The organism is Paraburkholderia sp. EG304, assembly GCF_046543485.1.
GTDB lineage: Bacteria > Pseudomonadota > Gammaproteobacteria > Burkholderiales > Burkholderiaceae > Paraburkholderia > Paraburkholderia youngii.
The window spans coordinates 1-18,699 of record NZ_JBKGUA010000068.1 but is presented as its reverse complement, the minus strand read 5'-3'; the positions used below and the strand labels follow the sequence as shown (position 1 = coordinate 18,699).

Annotated in this window: 11 protein-coding genes and 4 pseudogenes; 6 read left to right on the top strand and 9 right to left on the bottom strand. The window is 61.0% G+C overall.

The genetic code is table 11. The features are described from left to right. Window positions 1-34: 34 nt before the first annotated feature. The gene (locus ACLFKU_RS38075) at window positions 35-1,420 is read right to left on the bottom strand and encodes an MFS transporter (protein ID WP_410852622.1); all 1,386 of its coding nucleotides are present in this window, start codon (window positions 1,418-1,420) and stop codon (window positions 35-37) included. A 126-nt stretch (window positions 1,421-1,546) separates the two neighbouring features. Between ACLFKU_RS38075 and ACLFKU_RS38070 the strand changes: the two genes are divergently transcribed. Continuing rightward, window positions 1,547-2,287 carry an SDR family oxidoreductase gene (locus ACLFKU_RS38070; protein WP_410852621.1) on the top strand — a complete coding sequence of 247 codons (741 nt, stop codon included), beginning with the start codon at window positions 1,547-1,549 and terminating at the stop codon, window positions 2,285-2,287. A gap of 116 nt (window positions 2,288-2,403) precedes the next feature. On the opposite strand, the gene ACLFKU_RS38065 is transcribed toward ACLFKU_RS38070, so the two are convergent. The 4 genes from ACLFKU_RS38065 to ACLFKU_RS38050 form a co-directional block, all read right to left on the bottom strand. Continuing rightward, the gene (locus ACLFKU_RS38065) at window positions 2,404-3,870 is read right to left on the bottom strand and encodes a bifunctional 3-(3-hydroxy-phenyl)propionate/3-hydroxycinnamic acid hydroxylase (protein WP_410852633.1); all 1,467 of its coding nucleotides are present in this window, start codon (window positions 3,868-3,870) and stop codon (window positions 2,404-2,406) included. 275 nt (window positions 3,871-4,145) lie between these two features. Next, window positions 4,146-4,997 carry a fumarylacetoacetate hydrolase family protein gene (locus ACLFKU_RS38060; RefSeq protein WP_176136942.1) on the bottom strand — a complete coding sequence of 284 codons (852 nt, stop codon included), beginning with the start codon at window positions 4,995-4,997 and terminating at the stop codon, window positions 4,146-4,148. Window positions 4,998-5,443: 446 nt separating this feature from the next. Beyond that, window positions 5,444-6,238 (bottom strand): alpha/beta hydrolase, encoded by a 795-nt coding sequence (locus ACLFKU_RS38055; RefSeq protein WP_410852620.1) that lies wholly within the window; start codon window positions 6,236-6,238, stop codon window positions 5,444-5,446. Between the two features lie 177 nt (window positions 6,239-6,415). After that, window positions 6,416-8,413 (bottom strand): flavin-containing monooxygenase, encoded by a 1,998-nt coding sequence (locus ACLFKU_RS38050; RefSeq protein WP_410852619.1) that lies wholly within the window; start codon window positions 8,411-8,413, stop codon window positions 6,416-6,418. Between the two features lie 514 nt (window positions 8,414-8,927). Here ACLFKU_RS38050 and ACLFKU_RS38045 point away from each other — a divergent pair. The 4 genes and pseudogenes from ACLFKU_RS38045 (at window position 8,928) to ACLFKU_RS38030 (ending at window position 12,572) form a co-directional block, all read left to right on the top strand. Beyond that, entirely contained in the window at window positions 8,928-9,491 is a 564-nt protein-coding gene (locus tag ACLFKU_RS38045; RefSeq protein ID WP_410852618.1) for a VOC family protein, read from the top strand. Window positions 9,492-9,705: 214 nt separating this feature from the next. Beyond that, a pseudogene (locus ACLFKU_RS38040) lies at window positions 9,706-10,961 on the top strand (IS4 family transposase). Between the two features lie 73 nt (window positions 10,962-11,034). Continuing rightward, complete coding sequence (locus ACLFKU_RS38035) at window positions 11,035-11,775, top strand: IclR family transcriptional regulator (RefSeq protein WP_013093504.1); 741 nt, start codon at window positions 11,035-11,037, stop codon at window positions 11,773-11,775. Window positions 11,776-11,885: 110 nt separating this feature from the next. Continuing rightward, a complete protein-coding gene (locus ACLFKU_RS38030) occupies window positions 11,886-12,572 on the top strand; it encodes an IS6 family transposase (protein ID WP_410852617.1) in 687 nt (228 codons plus the stop codon). A gap of 631 nt (window positions 12,573-13,203) precedes the next feature. On the opposite strand, the gene ACLFKU_RS38025 is transcribed toward ACLFKU_RS38030, so the two are convergent. Then, complete coding sequence (locus ACLFKU_RS38025; RefSeq protein WP_410852616.1) at window positions 13,204-13,905, bottom strand: GntR family transcriptional regulator; 702 nt, start codon at window positions 13,903-13,905, stop codon at window positions 13,204-13,206. 537 nt (window positions 13,906-14,442) lie between these two features. On the opposite strand from ACLFKU_RS38025, the pseudogene ACLFKU_RS38020 reads away from it, so the two are divergent. Continuing rightward, a pseudogene (locus tag ACLFKU_RS38020) lies at window positions 14,443-15,682 on the top strand (tyrosine-type recombinase/integrase); the annotation flags it as partial. A 47-nt stretch (window positions 15,683-15,729) separates the two neighbouring features. Here ACLFKU_RS38020 and ACLFKU_RS38015 read toward each other — a convergent pair. The 3 genes and pseudogenes from ACLFKU_RS38015 to ACLFKU_RS38005 form a co-directional block, all read right to left on the bottom strand. Further along, entirely contained in the window at window positions 15,730-16,107 is a 378-nt protein-coding gene (locus ACLFKU_RS38015) for an alpha/beta family hydrolase (protein WP_410852632.1), read from the bottom strand. A 903-nt stretch (window positions 16,108-17,010) separates the two neighbouring features. Further along, window positions 17,011-17,562, bottom strand: a pseudogene (locus tag ACLFKU_RS38010) (transposase zinc-binding domain-containing protein); the annotation flags it as partial. 19 nt (window positions 17,563-17,581) lie between these two features. Next, window positions 17,582-18,458 (bottom strand): annotated as a pseudogene (locus ACLFKU_RS38005) (site-specific integrase). Between the last annotated feature and the right edge of the window lie 241 nt (window positions 18,459-18,699).

Sequence of the window (18,699 nt, the reverse complement as noted above, 5' to 3'; positions counted from 1 at the left end):
CCTTTTCGAGGCGACCTGAAGGGCAGCCCTCTTGTTAGTAGGCTTGCTTACCGCGGTCGGCCTGCTTGCCACCAGATCTCGCAGCCAAGGTTGTGCGCTCACGTGATGCCGAGCGCTTAAGCCCAACGTGCAGTACCAAAATGCCGATGGCTGCGATCAACATCGGAAGTGAAAACAGTGTGAAGGCCGTAGCCATGTTCATGCCACCATCGAAGCTCATACCGCCAAGGATGGGCGCCGCGATGCCGCCAAAGCGACCCATGCCGATGACCACCCCGTAGCCCGTTGAGCGGGCCAACGTTGGATACAGGAGCGGAACGATCCCGTAAAAACCCGCCGTTCCGGCACAGACGAAGAACGACGCGATGAACACCGTCCACATCGCACCGGGCATCGCCGGGCCGGCGATGCCGAAGTACGACATGGCCGCCGTGGCAATCACCAGAAAAATGGGCGTCAGGATGCGCAAGTTGATGCGGTTGCCGATGAAGCCGAAGACGAGGCTCCCGGCGATACCACCCAAGCTGAATGCAACAACGAGCTGGGGAGCCAGCAACGGCTTGTGGTTCATATTGGCCACCGTGGTGGGCGCCCAGGTCGTCAGGAAGTAGAAGCTCACCATGTAGGCAACGTAGGACACGATCATCAGCACCGTCTGCCAGAGCAACGGGGCGCTGGCAATGGTGCGCAACGCTCCGGTCACCTTGACATCGGGATTCGCAGACTCCGGCAACGCGGTCAGCGTGGGCTGCCGCATCTTCGCGAGGATCCTGTTCAGTTGCAGCAGCGCGTCGTGACGACGCCCCTCGGCCAACCAGGCGAGCGACTCCGGCAGCAAAAAGTAGGTCCCTAACGCGGCCAGCACGCTGAGGACGAACCCGACCCACCAGCCGAATTGCCACCCATGGGTGGCCAGCATCGGCCCGACAAGCATGGCGCCGAGCAATCCGCCGATATTGATCGCGGCCGCGTAGATCGCCATCACCAGCGAATAGACGCGCTTGGCGGTGTATTCAGACAGGATCACGCCGACCACAGCGACAAGGGCACCAATGCCGACGCCGGTGATGATGCGGCTAATGACCAACAGCATGATTCCACGGTCGACTGAAGCGAACGGGCCAATCAACATCCCGATCCCGATCACGCACGTCGCGAGCACACCCGTCAGGCGGCGCCCCATTCGGTCGGCAATGGGTGCGACGACGATCGAGCCGATCAACATCCCGATGAGGGCGCCCGACAGCACCATCCCCAACTGCGTCTTTGAAACGCCAAAGCCCCGCTCAATGAACGGCGCAGCGAATGCCGCCAGTGTCAAGTCGTAACCATCGAGCACGACGAGCACGATCGACACCAAGACGACGCGCAGTTGCAATCTGGTCATGGGCGAATCTGCGATGTGATCGGAAATTTTCATAAAACGCCGTCTCTTTTGTATAATTGGTTCTGCAAGTATATCTCAACAGTTGAGAAAAAAGTCATTTCCGGCATTAGCGTATTCCCGGAGCCGCAGTTAGCACCACACACTTGAAGGAGTCAGCGCATGGCCGAGATTGGAGATAGCCCACGAGGCACGGAAAAGCAAAAGGTAGGCATTGTTGTCGCAGGAGGTTCCGGCATTGGTGCAGCCTGCGTGCGTGAGCTTGCGGCCTGCGGCTGGCGTGTCGTGGCCCTGTCACCGTCCGGCCGCGGTCGCATGCTCGCCGAGTCACTGGGCGGTGCTGGCGTTGATGGCTCCAACACCAACATCGCGGACCTGCGCGCGACAGTTGATCTCGCAATCGAAAAGTTCGGTCGCATTGACGCGGTGGTCAACAACAGTGGCCACGCCGCACGCGGGACGCTGCTCGACATCAGCGATGACGACTGGCTGCACGGTGTGGATCTGTACTTGTTGAGCGTCGTTCGCATGGCTCGCATCGCTACCCCGCACCTTCTTGCGTCGGGCGGTGGCGCGATCGTCAACATCTCCACAGCCGGGGCTTTCGAACCCAACCGGATGTTCCCTATCTCGACAACGCTGCGCGCCGCGCTGGGTTCGTTCACCAAGCTCTATGCCGATGAGTACGGGCCGCAAGGCATCCGCATGAACAACGTGCTCCCCGGATTTACAAAGGACGATCCCGCTGCAGTGCCGCCCGAATGGACCAGCAAGATCCCCTTGCGCCGCGCTCAAAGTACCGCCGAATTGGCCCGGGTCGTACGCTTTCTCGCGAGTGACGAGTCCGCGTACATCACCGGGCAGAACCTGCGCGCCGACGGCGGGGAAACCCGCTCGGTCTGACGCAACACCGATCATTTCGACGTCCCAACTGCTACGCTTCACTCCCGCTTCAACACTTGCGCAGGTTGCGCTGCGCAATGTTGCTCAAGTGTTTGTGGGGCCCTTGCCGCCGGCGCTCATGCACAGATTGGGGAATCTGTGCCGCGTGCCTGCAGCAATTGCTCCAGCTCGCGGTCTGTCGCAGCGACCGCCGCGACATAGCGGTCGGGGCGTACCAACGCGGCAACGATGCCCGACGCCTCCATCCAATTCGTCAGCGAAGGCTCGGTGACCGCGACGATGGGCACACGGTCCTTGATCAGGGCCTTCGCTGCACCTAGCGCGACGGGAGATACAAACAACGAATAGGCGTAGCCCGTGTCATCGTCCGTGCGCGATCCGTCGGCGCGAACCGCCTGCGGGATCATGCGTCCGCCAAGGGAGCCTCCCACATGAGCGCCAGGGCCGAGCGACGGTTGCGGAGTCGAAAACAATTCAGGCTGTGCAAATTCCTTGTCGCGCCGCCGCACGACATCCGGGTCGGTAGTTTGGATGATGTGCCCCAGGCGCACCGCTGTTGAGATGAATTCACGCACATGCGGCTCGCGCTCGGATTCATAAGTGTTCAACAAGTCTTCATCTGCCTCGCCGCGAATCACTGCCGCCAACTTCCATGCGAGGTTGGAAGCATCGCGGATACCCGCACACATGCCTTGCCCCATGAACGGCGGCGTCAGATGCGCAGCATCGCCCGCCAGCAGCAGGCGGCCTTTTCGCCACCCGCGCGCGACAACAGCGCGAAAGGTATAGAGCGCCGGGCGCTCCAGCGTAGCCTCTTGTGGCGTGACCCATCGTGACAGCAGTTTCCAGATGGATTCAGGCTGTGTAATGATCGCTGGATCGTCGCCCGGCATCAGCATCAGCTCCCAGCGCCGGCGCATGCCGACGCCGCGCACGTAAGTTCCCGGGCGCGATGGATCGCAATACTGGATGCTGTAGTCGCCCAAATCGGGGCGCTCATGATTCAGAACCACGTCCACCACGATCCATTGTTCGTGTTGCTGCAAATCGTCCATGCGCGCTCCGGTGAGTCCACGTATGATGGATCGCGCCCCATCGCAACCGACGACGTAGCGTGCTTTCTCTTGCAACGCTTTGCCGGTGGAAAGATCCTTGATGCGTAGATCAACGCCGTCTGACGCAACCGTGCAATCGAGCATCTCGTGCTTCACGCGAATGTGCGCACCGGCGTGCTCGGCCAGTTTTTGCCGCAGCGTTTGTTCCAGCCAGGGCTGGTGACAACGGTAGCTGGCATACCAGCCCATGGGCCCGACTTCCAAGTCGCGCGACCAATCAATCAGCAGCCGCCCGTCGGAGTCAATGAACTTCATGCCCGGCGATGGACGCACCTGGGATTTCAAGGCATCAGCAACGCCGATGCTCTGGAACACACGCATGCACTCACCATCGAAATGCACTGCACGCGGCAGGGGATAGATGCCCGCTTCGCGGTCGATCGCCAGCACCCGAAGGCCTTGCTGTGCGAGCAGGGTTGCCAGCGTTACCCCCGTGGGGCCGAGACCGATGATCGCAACGTCGTGCATAAATTCTTCTTTCGATAGAGCTGTGCTCTGGTTTACCTGATGGCGATGCCCCGGATCACCTCGTCCTTTTTTGGAAGCCATTCAGTTGATTCGGGCTCCTGCAGATCAGGTCTGCGCGACCTTGGGACGCCTAGTTCTGAGCTCTGTTCAGGACAGGAAGCCATGCGATGGGCACGCAGCCCACCATGCATGGGTATAGGGTCTTCATGCCGGTCTGTGAATGATCCTGAACATGAAAGAAGCCAAGGCTGATGCTCAATTCGTACGGAGCCGGATCACTGCTCGTCAGCAATCGGATTGCGCAGCACGCCGATGCGCTCCACATCAATCTCCACCACGTCGCCCGCCTTCATCCAGACTGGCGGGTGGCGTCGTGCACCGACGCCACCCGGCGTACCTGTGACGATGACGTCGCCCGCTTCAAGCGGTGCAATGGTGGACACGTAAGCAATCTGCTTGGCGATGCTGTGAATCATCATGTCGGTGGTGGTGTTCTGCATCTCTTGTCCATTAAGGCGCGTCACCATCTTCAGGCGCGTGTCAAACGGAATTTCGTCTGCGGTCACCATCCAGGGGCCAAATCCGCCGGTGCGCCAAAAGTTCTTGCCCGGAATCCACTGCGAGGTATGGCGCTGCCAGTCGCGCACGCTGCCATCGTTGTAGCAGGCATAACCCGCGATGTGCTGGGCCGCATCTGCTGGGGCGATGCGACGCCCGCCCTTGCCGATGACAACGGCGATTTCCGCCTCAAAGTCGAGCTGCGTCGATTCCCTGGGCCGCACGATGGCCTGCTCATGACCGACTTGTGAACTTGCCACGCGCAAGAAGAAGGTCGGCTGTTCAGTGACTTCGCGGTTGGTTTCCTGAACGTGCTCGTGGTAGTTCAGACCGCAGCACCAGATCTTGCCGGGGTCGGGAATCACCGGCAGCAGCGTCACGTCCGACATCTGGAAATCTGCCTGGCGCCCCGATACCAGCTCGGCAGCCTCACCCACGGCATCTGCAGCCAGCAAATCCTTCAGGCTGACATACCGCCCGTTGAACGCCTGACCCAAGTCCACGATGCCTGCATCGATCACCGCACCAAAACCTACACGGCCTTGCCGTTCGAAGCTCACCAGTTTCATTTCATGCCCTTCAATAAAAGTTAATATATCTCATTATTCGAGATTTATGTTCGATCGTCAAGCCATGCGGGATTCGAATGCAAGCCTCAACAATCCCGAGGCAAGCTGGCGAAGCACTTCGTTTCGGTCGGCGGGTGGTACCTGACAGGCGCTGGAAGTTGATCCCACGAGAGTCGCAAGACAAGATCTCAGAAGATGCACAGATCGCCATCAGTACGGTCACCATTGCCGATGGCCATGGCGAGCGCGAGGTATCCAACGATGACGCGCGCCGCACACGCTGGTCACGGACAAGCGCCGTGACGCCTGAGCGTTCATCATCGCGCGCCAATGCACGGGCGTGATTGCGCAGGCAGCGCCGAACAAGTAGGGCCGCCGCTCGATCAAGTGCCTGTAGACGACCCGTCTTGAAAGAGTAGCTCGGCAGCCTGTTGGATGGCGCGACTTCATGCGAGCAATTTGCGATCAAGAAAGGCGCCTATTCTTTCCAGCACCTGATCGCTGGCCGGCAGGATGCCTGTCATGGTGAAAAATCCGTGCATCTGGCCTGCCATTTCATGCTGCTCCACTTCCACGCCAGCATCAGCCATTGCGGCGGCGTAGGCCTGTCCTTCATCACGCAGGATGTCGTGCTGCCCTGTCACCACGAATGCCGCAGGCAAGCCCGACAAGTCCTTGGCACGCAGCGGAGATGCATCGGGATGCATGCGTACAGATGAATCGGCCACGTATTGATCCCAGAACCAGGTCATGGATGGCGTCGGAAGGAAGGTCTGGTTCTCGGGCTCCTGGTACGAGGCGCGCGTGAAGTCCGCGTCGGTGACGGGATACACCAGCACTTGGGCCGCCAGCTTCGGGCTGTTCCGCTCCCGCGCCCAGCGAGCGACGACAGCCGCCAGATTGCCGCCAGCGCTGTCCCCGGCGATGACCAGCGGGACATCGTCCCCGGCAATCTCCACCTTATGCTTGCTCGCCCATTTCAGCGCGTCCCATGTGTCTTGCAGCGGAATTGGAAACGGATGATCAGGCGCGAGGCGGTAGCCCACCAGCAGAACTGCCGCGCCCGTGCGCGCAGCAAGCTTGCGTCCGATGGCCTCAAATCCCGGCAATTCGCCCAATACCCAGCCACCGCCATGCACGTACACCAGCAAGCCCCGTGGTCGCGGGATAGGCACCAGCAGCCGAGCGGCAATTGAGGAACCATCGCGCACCGGAATCGCGACATCCTCGGCGCGCGCCATCTCTGGTCCCGGGTCATGCGGAACCGCCCTGCGCCTAGCGGCTGCCCGTGCTTGCGCGGCATCGAGTTTCCATAACGGGGTTGCATTCGCCCCTGCGGCAGCGGCCCACGATCGCAGCAATGCCTGCGAAGCACTATCTAACGCCATATTCTTCTTACGGTCCGAAGGCCCATTGCCTCAATGCGAGATGAAGTCGTGGTCAAAGTCCACGTCATGGGTGAGTTGCCAGTACTCGCGGTGGCTGAAGGGCCATACCTGAGAGACCCGGCCGAAGCGGTTCTTGTACCAGGTGCGTATCTGCGGACGGCCCCAGGCGCGGCGCTTATTCTCGGCATCGACGCGCTCGACGAAAGAATCAAGAACCTCAGGCTTTACCTCGAAGCCGTTGATGCCTCGTGCAAGAGTTTGATGGATCGCCTCGACGGCGAACTCCGCGGCACATTCCATCATGAAGTGCTGGCTGCCGTGCACGACGTAGTTCGTGTTCGGCCCCATCACCATATAGAAGTTGGGGAAGTCCGGCACGGCGATGCCAGCCCACGCCTTCGAGTCGCCCTGCCACTGCTCCTTGATCGTCCGCCCTGAGACACCGCGAATCTCCATGGGATCGAGGAACTCGGCAGCGGTGAATCCGGTCGCATAAACGACGACGTCAACCGGATGCTCCACCCCGTCTTCGGTCACGACGCCAGTTTCCGTGAAGCGGACGATGGGACTGGTGACAAGCGCGGAATTTGGCCGCTGCAACGCGGCAGCCCAGACGCCGTTGTCACGCAGCATTCGCTTGCCGCCGGGCGGGTACGTCGGCACAATTTTGTCGATGAGTTCGGGTCGGCTCTTCCACTGTTCGCGAATGATCTCGGTCAGCGTTTCGCGCACCTCCAGGTTCTTTGCCGATACCGAATCCTCTCGAGTCCAACCGGGGTCGGTGACGGCGGTATGCAGACGTCCGGTCGCTGCCTGGAAGAAACCCGAGAGCCGGAACCATTGCCCATAGCATGGAACATGGTCACTCAGCCACCGCAGCGCCTTGGGAGTGTCGGCATAGTAGTTCGGGGCAGGAACCATCCAAGGGCTGGATCGCTGGAAAACGGTAAGGTGCTTGACCCGATCAACGATGTTCGGAACGATCTGGTATGCGCTTGCCCCAGTGCCGATGACCGCGACGCGCTTGCCGTGGAGGTCAACATCGTGGTTCCATCGGGCCGAGTGCATGCGCACGCCCCTGAATTCGTTCTGCCCTTCGATCTGAGGAATATTGGGCCGCTCGAGCTGACCCACCGCCGAAATCACGGCATTGAAACGGCGATGCTCCGGCTCGTCATTGCCTGTGCGACTCACCACGTCCCAAGTGCCGGATGCCTCGTCCCAGGTGGCTGAGAGAACCTCGGTGCCGAAGCGGATGTGCTCGCGAAGCCCGGCACGCGCAACGACCTCGCGAGCGTAGTCTTCAATTTCACCACCTGTCGCGAACGCATGCGGCCAGTCCGTGCGCTGAGCAAATGAAAAGCTGTACCCGAACGTCGGTGTGTCGAGCCGCACGCCCGGGTAGGTGTTCGCCCACCACACGCCGCCAACGTCGGGGTTCTTCTCGAAGGCCGTGAATGGCACGCCTGCCTGCTTGAGCCGATACATGGCGGCAATGCCCGACATGCCGGTGCCGATGACCGCGACAGCGAACTGGCGATCACCCGCCACATTGTCGAATTTCCAACCAGGCGCACCGAGCTTTTTCGGGGCGAGATCCATCTCGTGGGTGAGGAGCTCAGCATCGGCATCTCCGGCACCGTTCGTGAGGAAATCGATCAGGATGCGTGTCTCGGCATCGTCAAGAGGACGTGGCCGAGTCAAGCTCTCGTCGCGCACGCGCTTGAGTGCAACCAGGGCCAGTGCGCGGGCTTCGATTTGCGCGGCTTCGCTCATGCCTCCATGGGCAGGCGCAACCGTATCAACAAGAGGAAATGGCGCGCGCAGGTGCGGACGGAGCATCGACAAGTCTCCGGTGACGGCGGCAAGCGCAGTGAGAAGCGAGGGCAGGTCGGCTTGCGCCACGATTTCCGCGAGAAAGGCATCGTCCTCGCCGATCTGCGCGTATTCCTCGCGCCAATAGACGTCGTCAACACCTGGAGTTTCAATGGTAGTAGTGGTTAGGGGCATGGCAGAAAGGTTTTTCATTGCTGAACAGGAGGCACAGGCGCATGCCTCTTTCTCGTTGCTGTACCGATTGACTTCGCAAACACTGGCGAGTGGCCGCGGAAGGCCTCGTCGCCGAATGGGTCAGCAAGGCGACTTGCGACCGTGAGATCTGGTTGATTACGGCCGATCTTTCACAGCGCATGCTCGACGGGAGCGTCTCGCTGGTGCACACGGAGAACAGGCGCAGGGCGCTGGAGCGAGGATCGCCATCACGGCGATCCAAAGAACTGTGCCAGTCCGGCCGCCAGACCAGACGGTCGCCCCTTAGGAAAGAACAGCCCGGGGAACACAACTGCGAAGGCTACCGGGTACGGCCGGCAGCCGTAGCCGTCGATCGCGCTCGCGATGCTGGCTGCAAATGGCACTGGGCACATGCTGCGCCACTCGAAGCTCGCCTGATTCATCGAATCATCCCCTCGGATAAGTTGTAAAATCTCATTAGTTAAGATTGAAACTGATACCATGGATCACTGTCAATCCAAGGAGAAACCCTATGTCACTGGAAACCCCGAAGCAGTCCGGCTTCAAGTTCAGTCACTTCGGCATGTTCGTGACCGACATTGCGAAGGTCACAGACTTCTACACCCGCCTGCTTGATTTCACCGTGACGGACCGAGGCCAGTTGCCCGGGCCGAACGGAATGACGGACCTCGTGTTTATGAGTCGAGACCCGGACGAGCACCACCAGATCGTGCTTCTGACGGGGCGCCCCAACGATATGCCCTTCAATCCCATCAACCAGATTTCGCTCAAAACAGACAGCTTGGATACGCTGTGCGAGATGCACGAGACTCTGCTGGCCGAGAAGCTGCCCAATATCACGCCGGTGACACACGGCAATGCGCTTTCCATCTATGTGCCCGACCCAGAAGGCAATCGGCTGGAGCTCTATTTCGATTTGCCTTGGTACGTTTCACAACCCATGCGCGTGGCGATCGACCTAAAGGATAGAAGCACGCTGATGCAGCGCCTGGAATTGCATGCCCGCACGCTGCCGGGTTTCAGACCGCGGTCGGTTTGGCGTGCGGAGATGGCGCAGCGCATGGGTGTGAAATGAGATGTCAGTCGGCCTATCAAGCACCATTCATCGCGAATAGTGTTCGCTGGTCTCGCAATCACGGCAGGGCGATGCACCAGCCACAGGCCACCTAGTTATACAGAAGTCCGCCAGGCCTTGATGGACAAGGGATGGCGGGCGATGTGAGGCCGGGTCTGGGGGTTGTAAACGGAAGCAAATCGGCGTTTACTCTTGCCTTTTGTGGCGGCACCAGATGGCGAGAGAAACGGATAGCTGGGCATATAGGGAGTTGGAAGGCGTGGATCCGGGCGACGCGAGGCGCAACGAACGGGCAAAGACATTGCTGACGCGGTTTGCAGAGAAGCCGACGGCGAGCATGCTGTCGTGCTGTACATCCAGGACACAATGGAACTGGATTTCAACGGTCAGGACATCAGTGGCTTGGGTCCGTTGAATACGAGGCCCGGCGGGGCATGTACCTTCATCCGACTTATGCGGTCAGCCCGGATCGGGTGGGATTTGGGCGTGCTGGATGCCTGGATGTGGGCGCGCGAGCCCAAGGATGCCGACGGCAAGCGCGGTGGTATCAAGGAAAGCACGCGCTGGATCGAAGGATACCAACGGATCGCCGAACGAGCGGCGGAGCTGCCGGGCACACGATTGGTGTACGTGGCCGACCGGGAAGCAGATATCGCGGCGCTGATGCAGCGCGCCGATGAGCTTGGGACGCCAGCGGTCTGGCTGATTCGCTCGACAGACAACCGCAGCCTGGAGGGCGGCGACAGGCTTTGGCAGAAGGTCGGACGGACCCGGGCCGTGGGCGAGATTCAGTTCGTCATAGCGGCCCGTGCGGGGCAGAAGGCTCGCACGGTGAAGCAGTCGTTGCGCATGAAACGCGTGACGTTGAAATGCGGACTTGCGGTGACGTGCGTGATCGCGACGGAGGTCGCCCCGCCCAAGGCATTCCATTACACACAAGTCCCAAAGGGCTTGTAAACGCGGGGTAATGCGCCCAAGGGCGTCAAGCCGGTCGAGTGGCGCCTGCTGACCAATCGCCTTCCTGCTGGCAGCGACGAGCTGGTGGAGCTTATCGAGTGGTACCGGGCCAGGTGGGAGATCGAAATCTACTTCCATGTCCTGAAGAACGGCTGCTGCGTGGAAGACTTGCAGTTGGGCGCTGTTGAACGCATCGAGAAGGCGCTGGCGCTATTCATGATCGTGGCATGGCGCATCGCTTACCTGATGCGCATGGGCAGGATGTGCCCAGACCTGGATGCTGCACTGTTCTTCGGTCCGGACGAGATTCACGGCACCTACCTGTTGATGAAAAAGCGAATGCCCAAGGGCAAGCCAAAACTGAACGAAGTTCTACGTCTCGCGGCACAACTCGGCGGCTTCCTTGCGCGCAAGGGCGACGGCGAGCCTGGTGCAAAAACGATCTGGGAGGGCTTGCAGCGCGTTATCATATCCGCCGAAACGCTACGTGCGCTTCGGAGTGAGGCCGCATGAACCGAGATGTGTATAACGAGGTGGCCACAGGCCGCTATCATGTTCACTTTGAACTTCAATACCTAAATCTTATATGAGCAGCCCCGGCCGGGTTCTTGCCATTCTCGATCTATTCACCGAGGAAAATCCGATCTGGCAACCGGACAAAATCAACGATGTTTTGGGCTATTCCCGCCCCACGGGTTACCGCTATGTGAAGGAATTGGTCGAGGCGGGGTTATTGCAAAAAGTCGCGGCGGGGCGCTACTCCCTCGGCGGGCGCATCATCGCGCTGGACTATCTGTTGCGACAAACCGACCCGGTGTTGTTCGCGGCCGATCCGGTCATGCGCAAGCTGGCGGCCAGCACCAAGTTTGACGCGGCACTCAGTGTCATGTTTGCCGGGCCGCAGGTCATCGACGTCCATCGCGTCAGCGCGGAAGAAAATCTTCACCTTTCTTATGGGCGCGGGCGGCCCCGCCCCTTATTCCTTGCTGCTTCCCCAAAAGTTCTGCTTGCGCACCTGCCGCGCAACTCGCTCAAGAAGATTTACGCAACCCACGCCAAGGAGATCGGCCTCAATGGCATGGGAGATACTTGGCAGGAGTTTTTGAGCGTGCTGACGAAAATCCGCAAGGATGGCTTTTATCGTTCGCAAGGCGAGTTGGAATCCGGGCTCGGCGCAGTGGCTGTTCCAATTTTCAATGCCGAAGGTGATTGCGTAGCTGCGCTGGCACTCGTAGGCAGTGTTCAGCGTTTTGATACCGGTTTGAACGCTCGCCTGTTGAGCAGCTTGCAGGAGGCATCCGCCGTCATACGTCTTTCCTTGGGGTAGCTCTCGATTTTTTCCAGCCTGTTGGCGCGCAGCTAAATCTGACGGCTCCGGTGCAAATCAGAGGAGCCCGGTAGGTTAAGCTCGAGTTTTGACCCGCGCGAGCAGGCTATGTGGATAGACATCGACAGGCTATTCAACGGCGCCACTTTGACCGCGAAGTTATCATCCTGTGTGTGCGTTGGTATCTGCGTTATAAGCTCAGTTTCCGCGACCTCGTTGAAATAATGGCCAAGCGTGGGCTGTCGCTGGCGCACACGACGATCATGCGCTGGGTCAAACGCTTCACGCCGGAGTTCGTCAAGCGCTGGGATCGGTTCGCGAAATCTGCGGGACGCTCATGGAGAGTTGACGAGACGTACGTGAAAGTCCGTGGCAAATGGGGCTATCTTTACCGTGCAGTTGACCGCGCAGGAAAGACGGTCGACTTCCGGCTCAGCGCCAAACGCGATGTCGCGGCGGCAAAGGCTTTCTTCGCGAAAGCGATCAGGGCTCAGGGGTTCGCTCCGAAGACGATCACGCTGGACGGTTACGCTGCGTCTCACCGCGCGGTGCGCGAAATGAAGGCGGACCAGTTTCTCCCTGCGGACACGACGTTGCGATCGTCGAAGTATTTGAACAATTTGATCGAGCAGGATCATCGCAACATCAAGTCCAGGGTCAATGCAATGCTTGGCTTCAAACTTTTCGGGAATGCGGCCGTTACGATATCGGGCGTCGAGTTGATGCATCGCATTCGCAAAGGTCAGTTCAACCTCGCACGGTTGCGCCTCAAAGATACCACTGCGCCTGCTGTTTGAAATGCAGTCCTTTTAGCACGATGATGCAATGTTGAATCCACGGTTCTTCGCTCGTGCGCGAAATTTGCACCACAACCTGTCGTCGCGTGAGCGAACCTTCTTCGACGATGAGCTTGGCGCGCGCCCAGTTGCGTGGCCACCGGATCGACGGCGACTGCTCCAGATGAATAAAATGGCCGGCTTCAATAATCTGGTTGCTCGCACAATCGAGCTGCTCCTCCCACGCTTGCGACTCGGCGCGCGCGTCAACTAGACAGTCCTAGGCGCCGGACACGATGTGGACCGGTGCGTGCACATCGGCATACGTAGGGGTTGGGTGCGTCCAGAAGCTTTTTTACGAGGACTTCGAACGCATTGGCGTCCAGGACCGGATAGTGCGCCAGCGGATCGATGTACCAGCACCGCCTCGCATCCGCGGCTTTGGCCCAGTAGACGTCTATGAAGTTTGCAAACGATGTAACCTGGGCCGCGAGCTTCGCAAACAGTTAACAGTCACGTTCTCTGCGGAAAGCTTCTAGCGCGTCGACGAGGGGCGCTTCGGTCTACGTTAAACGACCAAGCCTGGAGCGTGGCCAGGCTTTCGGGGCACTTTGTCAGCAGTCTGGGGCACCGTGGGTGCCCCTTCCGTTGATCAGGCCTCTCTGGCCGCAAGCACCGCCATCAAGCCGTTCAACACTATTGGTCGCCCCTTTTCGTAAGTCGCGAGCAGCAAGTCTTTATCCTTACTCTGCAAGGCCTTCACCAACCGCGCCTCGATATTCGCACTGCGGTGTTCAGGGTTCGCTGAGATATCTGCGGCCAATGCACGATAGCGATCGGTCAATCGCATCAATCGCAGCACTTCGCGCTTAAGCACCTTGTTCGGTGACAGATCGAAAATCGTGTCGTGGAATGCGCGGTGTTGCTCGATCCAGTCCTCGCGATTACCCATCTTGAGCGAATGCTCAAGCTCGGTGAGCATCGCCTTCAGTTGCTTGATCTGCGCGGGCGTCGGCCACTCGATGGTCATCAGCAATTCAGCTTCAAGCAATTGCCGCATCCGATATAGCTGCCGTGCCTCGTCGGTCGACAGTTGGGCAACAAAGAACCCTCGATTCGGATCGTGTTCAATAATGCCTTCAGCGGCCAGCAGTTTCAGCGCCTCGCGCACGGGCACCCGGCTAATGCCGAAGCGCTCGGCAAGATCAGATTGTCGCAGTTGGAAGCCGGGCGCAAGCACTCCACGGTTGATCAGTTTGCGGGTCTCTGCCGCCACCTGAGCCGGGAAGTCACCGCCGACCAGTTCCAGAAGTTTGCCGGAAGCTACTCGGCCCGGGACTGTCATTGTATTCATTATCGTATTGTATCCCAGAATTTGCGGCAAGCGTCAGCGTCAAGGACACACGAGCCCCGGATCCGCGAAATTTTGCCTTGAATATTACCTATCTATTTATCTCTATTGGCCGGTGTTCGATCGGTCCGAAAATGGCAGCGGAAATGCGGAAATGTCACCCATTCCCGGCCATGGGGGATGACTCCCCGGGCGAGTCGAACCACAGGCAGGCGCCTGAGGCACACACTGCTTCGCAGCTTCTGGCTTAATCTTCTCCTCATCCGAAAAGGCAGCTTTCAAGTTGGGAACCACAAAATGTACTGACACTCTTCAACAAAACTTCTAATGTGTGGGCAGCCTTACAGCAAAATCGATCATGTTGCCCGAACGGTGTGACCTGCTCTGGCGTGTACGCAGGGAAAGCGGGCACACGGTAGGAAGTTACGAGTCCAGCAACAACTTTCCTTGCAATCTAGCCCCAACTTTCCTATGCGCCCTTCCTCTGGAAATCGCTTCGCATAACCGCACTATCAAGATAATCTTTCTTGTCACAAGGGCGTGCCGCGTCGCCGCCAGTGGTGGAAAGCGGTACCCGGTCTCGGCGCAGCCAGCGCCCGCGCGATCGAGGCATTCTTCGCGGCGTGGCCTGCCCTCACGGAAAAGGCGCGGGCGCTGATCATCGCGAGCCGCCAGGGCGAACGCGTGCCATGGGAATCGCTGCAGGTGCCGCATGAAGTCGATGGTTCCCAAGGGACCTTCCGCGCGCCCAAAGCCACCTGCGCGCTCGACGCCGACAATGACTACGAAGCGGTGCACACCTGGCTTGCATTACACGAATCCCCCGCCACGCAGCGCACCTACCGCAAGGAAGCCGAGCGCCTGATCCTGTGGGCGATTGTCGAGCGCGGCCGCGCGCTGTCCTCACTCACGACGGAAGACGCGATCGCCTATCGCGCGTTCCTGCGCCACCCGTCGCCGCTCGGGCTGGGTTGGACCGGTGCGTCCGCGAACGTCACCCGACTGGCGCCCGTTCAACGGCAATCTGTCGGCCCGCTCGGTCGCGCATGCGCTGTCGATTCTGGGCGCGCTGTTCCGCTGGCTGATCGAGCAGCGCTACGTGCTCGCCAATCCATTCGCTGGCGTGAAGGCAAGGGAGGCCAGCAGCGCTAACGTACTCGATACATCACACTCGTTCAGCGAAGGCGAATGGTCGCTCGTGCGCACGATCGCCGATGGACTCGAGTGGTCGCATGGCTGGTCGGCGCCGGCCGCGCAGCGGTTACGCTTCCTGCTCGACTTCGGTTACGCGACGGGGCTGCGCGCGAGCGAACTGGTCGGCGCCACGCTCGGGCACGTTGAGACCGATGCACGCGGCGATCACTGGCTACGTGTCACCGGCAAAGGCAAGAAGCTGGCACGCGTCGCGCTGCCGCCGCTCGCGTGGGACGCGCTCGCACAGTATCTCGCCGGACGCGAGTTGCCGATCGCGCCGGTGCGCTGGCGGCCGGAAACGCCGGTCATCGGCAGCCTCGAGGCCGACAGCGGTGCGGCAATCAGCAGCGCGCGCCTGTGGGGCCTGCTCCGGCGCTTCTTCCTGCTCGCCGCGCAGGCTATCGAAGCCGATCATCCGCCGCTGGCGGAGAAGCTGCGTCGCGCGAGTCCGCACTGGATGCGCCATACCCACGCGACGCATGCGCTCGGACGCGGTGCGGAACTTACGACCGTGCGGGACAATCTGCGGCACGCTTCCGTCTCGACGACGTCGATCTACCTGCATAGCGATGAGGTGACCCCAGCGTCTCGACGACCGACTTCAGGAGGTGAAACTCGGCCAGCTTGTCGCGCCTACCCTGCAGGTGACATCCGCCAGGTGCCGTTCCCGCTCCACGCCGGGCGCGCCCGCCGGTGCAGCGGGAACGCGACGAAAGCGAGGCCACGCACGCCGTCGAGTGGGGAGATGGCCTGGGCCTGGGACGTCATGCGGCCGCCGTACGACCTGCCGCCGGCGAAGAGCGGCAGGGCTGGCAGCCGCCGGCGGGCCTCTGCGACGGCTGCCCGCACGGCAGCATGTGCCACGGCCGGCGAGTCCACCCGCCTGGAGCCCCGCTCCATGTACGGAAACTGATAGCGCAATGTGGCGACATTTGGCCGCCGCAAGCGCGTCGGCCAAAGTCGACATGCCGGCGTGCTGCATGCCCGCCCCGGCACCGTGCGCGAAAACATACAGGGCTCGCGCATCCTCCGGCACTCGGAGGAGCGCAGAGACCTTAGTGCCGTCGGGCAGTGCCAGGGAAAGCGATTCTGGGTCGTCCATCGCATTCAGGTCGTGTCGTTGTGGCCTTTGCGCCGATTCTGCATCAATGAGGCATCGGGGAGCGTTTGTGGCAGCGTCCGGCAAGGCATTGCGCAGGCGGAGTTTGCCGGCCGATCCATGGAGCGCGCGCCCATCGTGAACGGGCCGCAGTCGCGATGTGTCGGGTGACGACCGCAAGCCGACCTGTGGGCCGCAACGTGATCCGCGCTTTGAGACATCTGCGTAACAGCACGCCTGCATCATTGTCAGCAAGCTGTTACGACACTGCAATCAGCGTCAAAGGAAGTTCTCGAAGCGCAGTTCCTTTATCTGGCTCTCAGGAAGAGCATGTCCGGCTGCAGAAAGTTCTAGGCTCGTTTAGGTTTATTCGATGCCTGCCATCGGCCGCAGGAATGTGAATGCCTCTGCGCGTGTCGGCAGGCGTCGAATAAGCCCGATGGAGGAAACCGCGGAGTGCTCCGATGTGGTCGGAACTCGCCGCTATGGCGATTGATAGGTCAGGATGCCCAGCAGTGTCGGATGTGGTGTGGCCGGGCGGGATGCTGGGCGGGCGCTGACGCGGTAGCGAAGTGATACTGTCGTGGGATCGCGATGGTGAAGCGGACGTCGGAGGCGCTTCGCGGAGTGCCAGGCGCAAACGTCCGCTCGTGGGCCGCGTTGCCGCAAAGCCGACGGTCGGTTCTGATATCGGGGAACCGTGGTGCTCATGTCTGACCCCGGCACCGCGGCGGTGCGCGGATCGGCGCGCTGCGCGCGAGGATGTCGATGACGATCATCGGTGCACCGCAGTGACGACAGATGAAGACGGGCCGGCGCACAGGCAGGAAGAAGCCGGGCCGGCAGGCGATCCAGCGCTCGCCATCGGGCGAGAGTCCGGCGCCGGGGACGATGCCGTGCACGTGTGGATGATGTGTGAGTGCGGAGCCCCAGGTGTGCAGTACGAGCGTGGCCCCGATCCGGGCGCCGAGGTGCCGGGGATCGGCGGCGATCGTGCGCAGCGTGTCGGCGGCGATGTCGAGCAGCAGGCCGTAGATGATCCGTTTGTTGTACCAGGCGATCGCACTGATGGGCGCGGGCAGCGCGAAGACGACGTGGAAGTATTCGACGGGTAGCAGGTCGGCCTGGCGTGCCTCCAGCCAGCGATGTGCGGCGCTGGCCTGGCACTTCGGGCAATGCCGGTCCCTGCATGAGTTGAAGGACGCCTCTGTCCTTGCGCAGCCTGAACAGCGCAGCACATGTCCGCCCAGTGCCGCCGTGCGGCACCGTTCGATGGCCGACATGACCTTCAGCTGCCCCAGGCTCAGGTGTGCCGTGGCTCGCCACGCTGGACCGTGGCTGCGGAAGATGTCCGCAACCTCCAGCATGAGGTGCTACAGCGCGGGCCTACCCGGGAGGCAGACGGTCCAGCGGACTGGTGACCTCGTGCAGCAGGTCGGTGGCCACCTGGACGTAGAGCGCAGTGTTCTCGAGCTTCGCATGGCCGAGCAGCACCTGGATCACGCGGATGTCCACCTTCTGTTCGAGCAGGTGTGTCGCGAAGCTGTGGCGCAGCGTGTGCATGAACACACGCTTGTCGATGTGCGCGGCCTCGGCGGCGGCGTGAATCGCGCGATTCAGTTGCCGCGTGCTCAGCTGATCGAGCGGATCGAGCCCGGGAAACAGCCAGCCGCCCTCGGGCATCTTGCCCTGCGCACGGGCCACGCGCCACCACACACGCAGACGCTCGAGCAGCACCGGTGAGAGCATGGCGTAGCGGTCACGGCGGCCCTTGCCCTGCTCGATACGCAATGTCATGCGTTCGCTGTCGACGTCGGAGACCTTCAGCGCGACCACTTCGCTGGCGCGTAGCCCCGCGCCATACGCGACCGACAGCGCGGTCTGGTGCTTCAGGTTGCCGGCGGCCGCGATGAGCCGCCGCACTTCATCGGGGCTGAGCACGACGGGCAATACGCGGGGCACGCGTACCGGTTGCATCCTGACCATCAGCTCGGGCCGGTCGAGCGTGACGGTGAAGAAGAACTTCAGGCCGGTGATCGCGTGGTTCAGCGACACGGCCGATGTGCCGTGGTCGACCAGATGGAGCTGGTAGCGCCGCAGGTCCTCGACGGTGGCCGTGTCAGGTGAGCGCCCGAGAAACCGGGCGAACTCACGCACGATGTGCAGATAGATGTCCTGCGTCCTTGGGGGCAAGCTGGCGCATGCGCATGTCGTCGATCATGCGCTGGCGTAGCGGACTGACGTTTGACTGCGAGGAGGTCATGATGGGGCTCCTGCTGGAGAACGAGGCGGATTGCCTCATTCGCCAACATACGGAACCGCGATGCCGGCCTCTCCCTGACCACCGGCGTCTGACCGTAGCCCTACCGCGCGAGCGGTTTAGGCAGTATGACTTTCCGTGATGTGGTGGCTGGCCCGCCGTGAGAAACCAGACGCGGGTTAGCATTGCTGCCAGAGCCGCATGGTGTGCACGAGGGCGACACCCGGCGATTTCCAGCACGGAG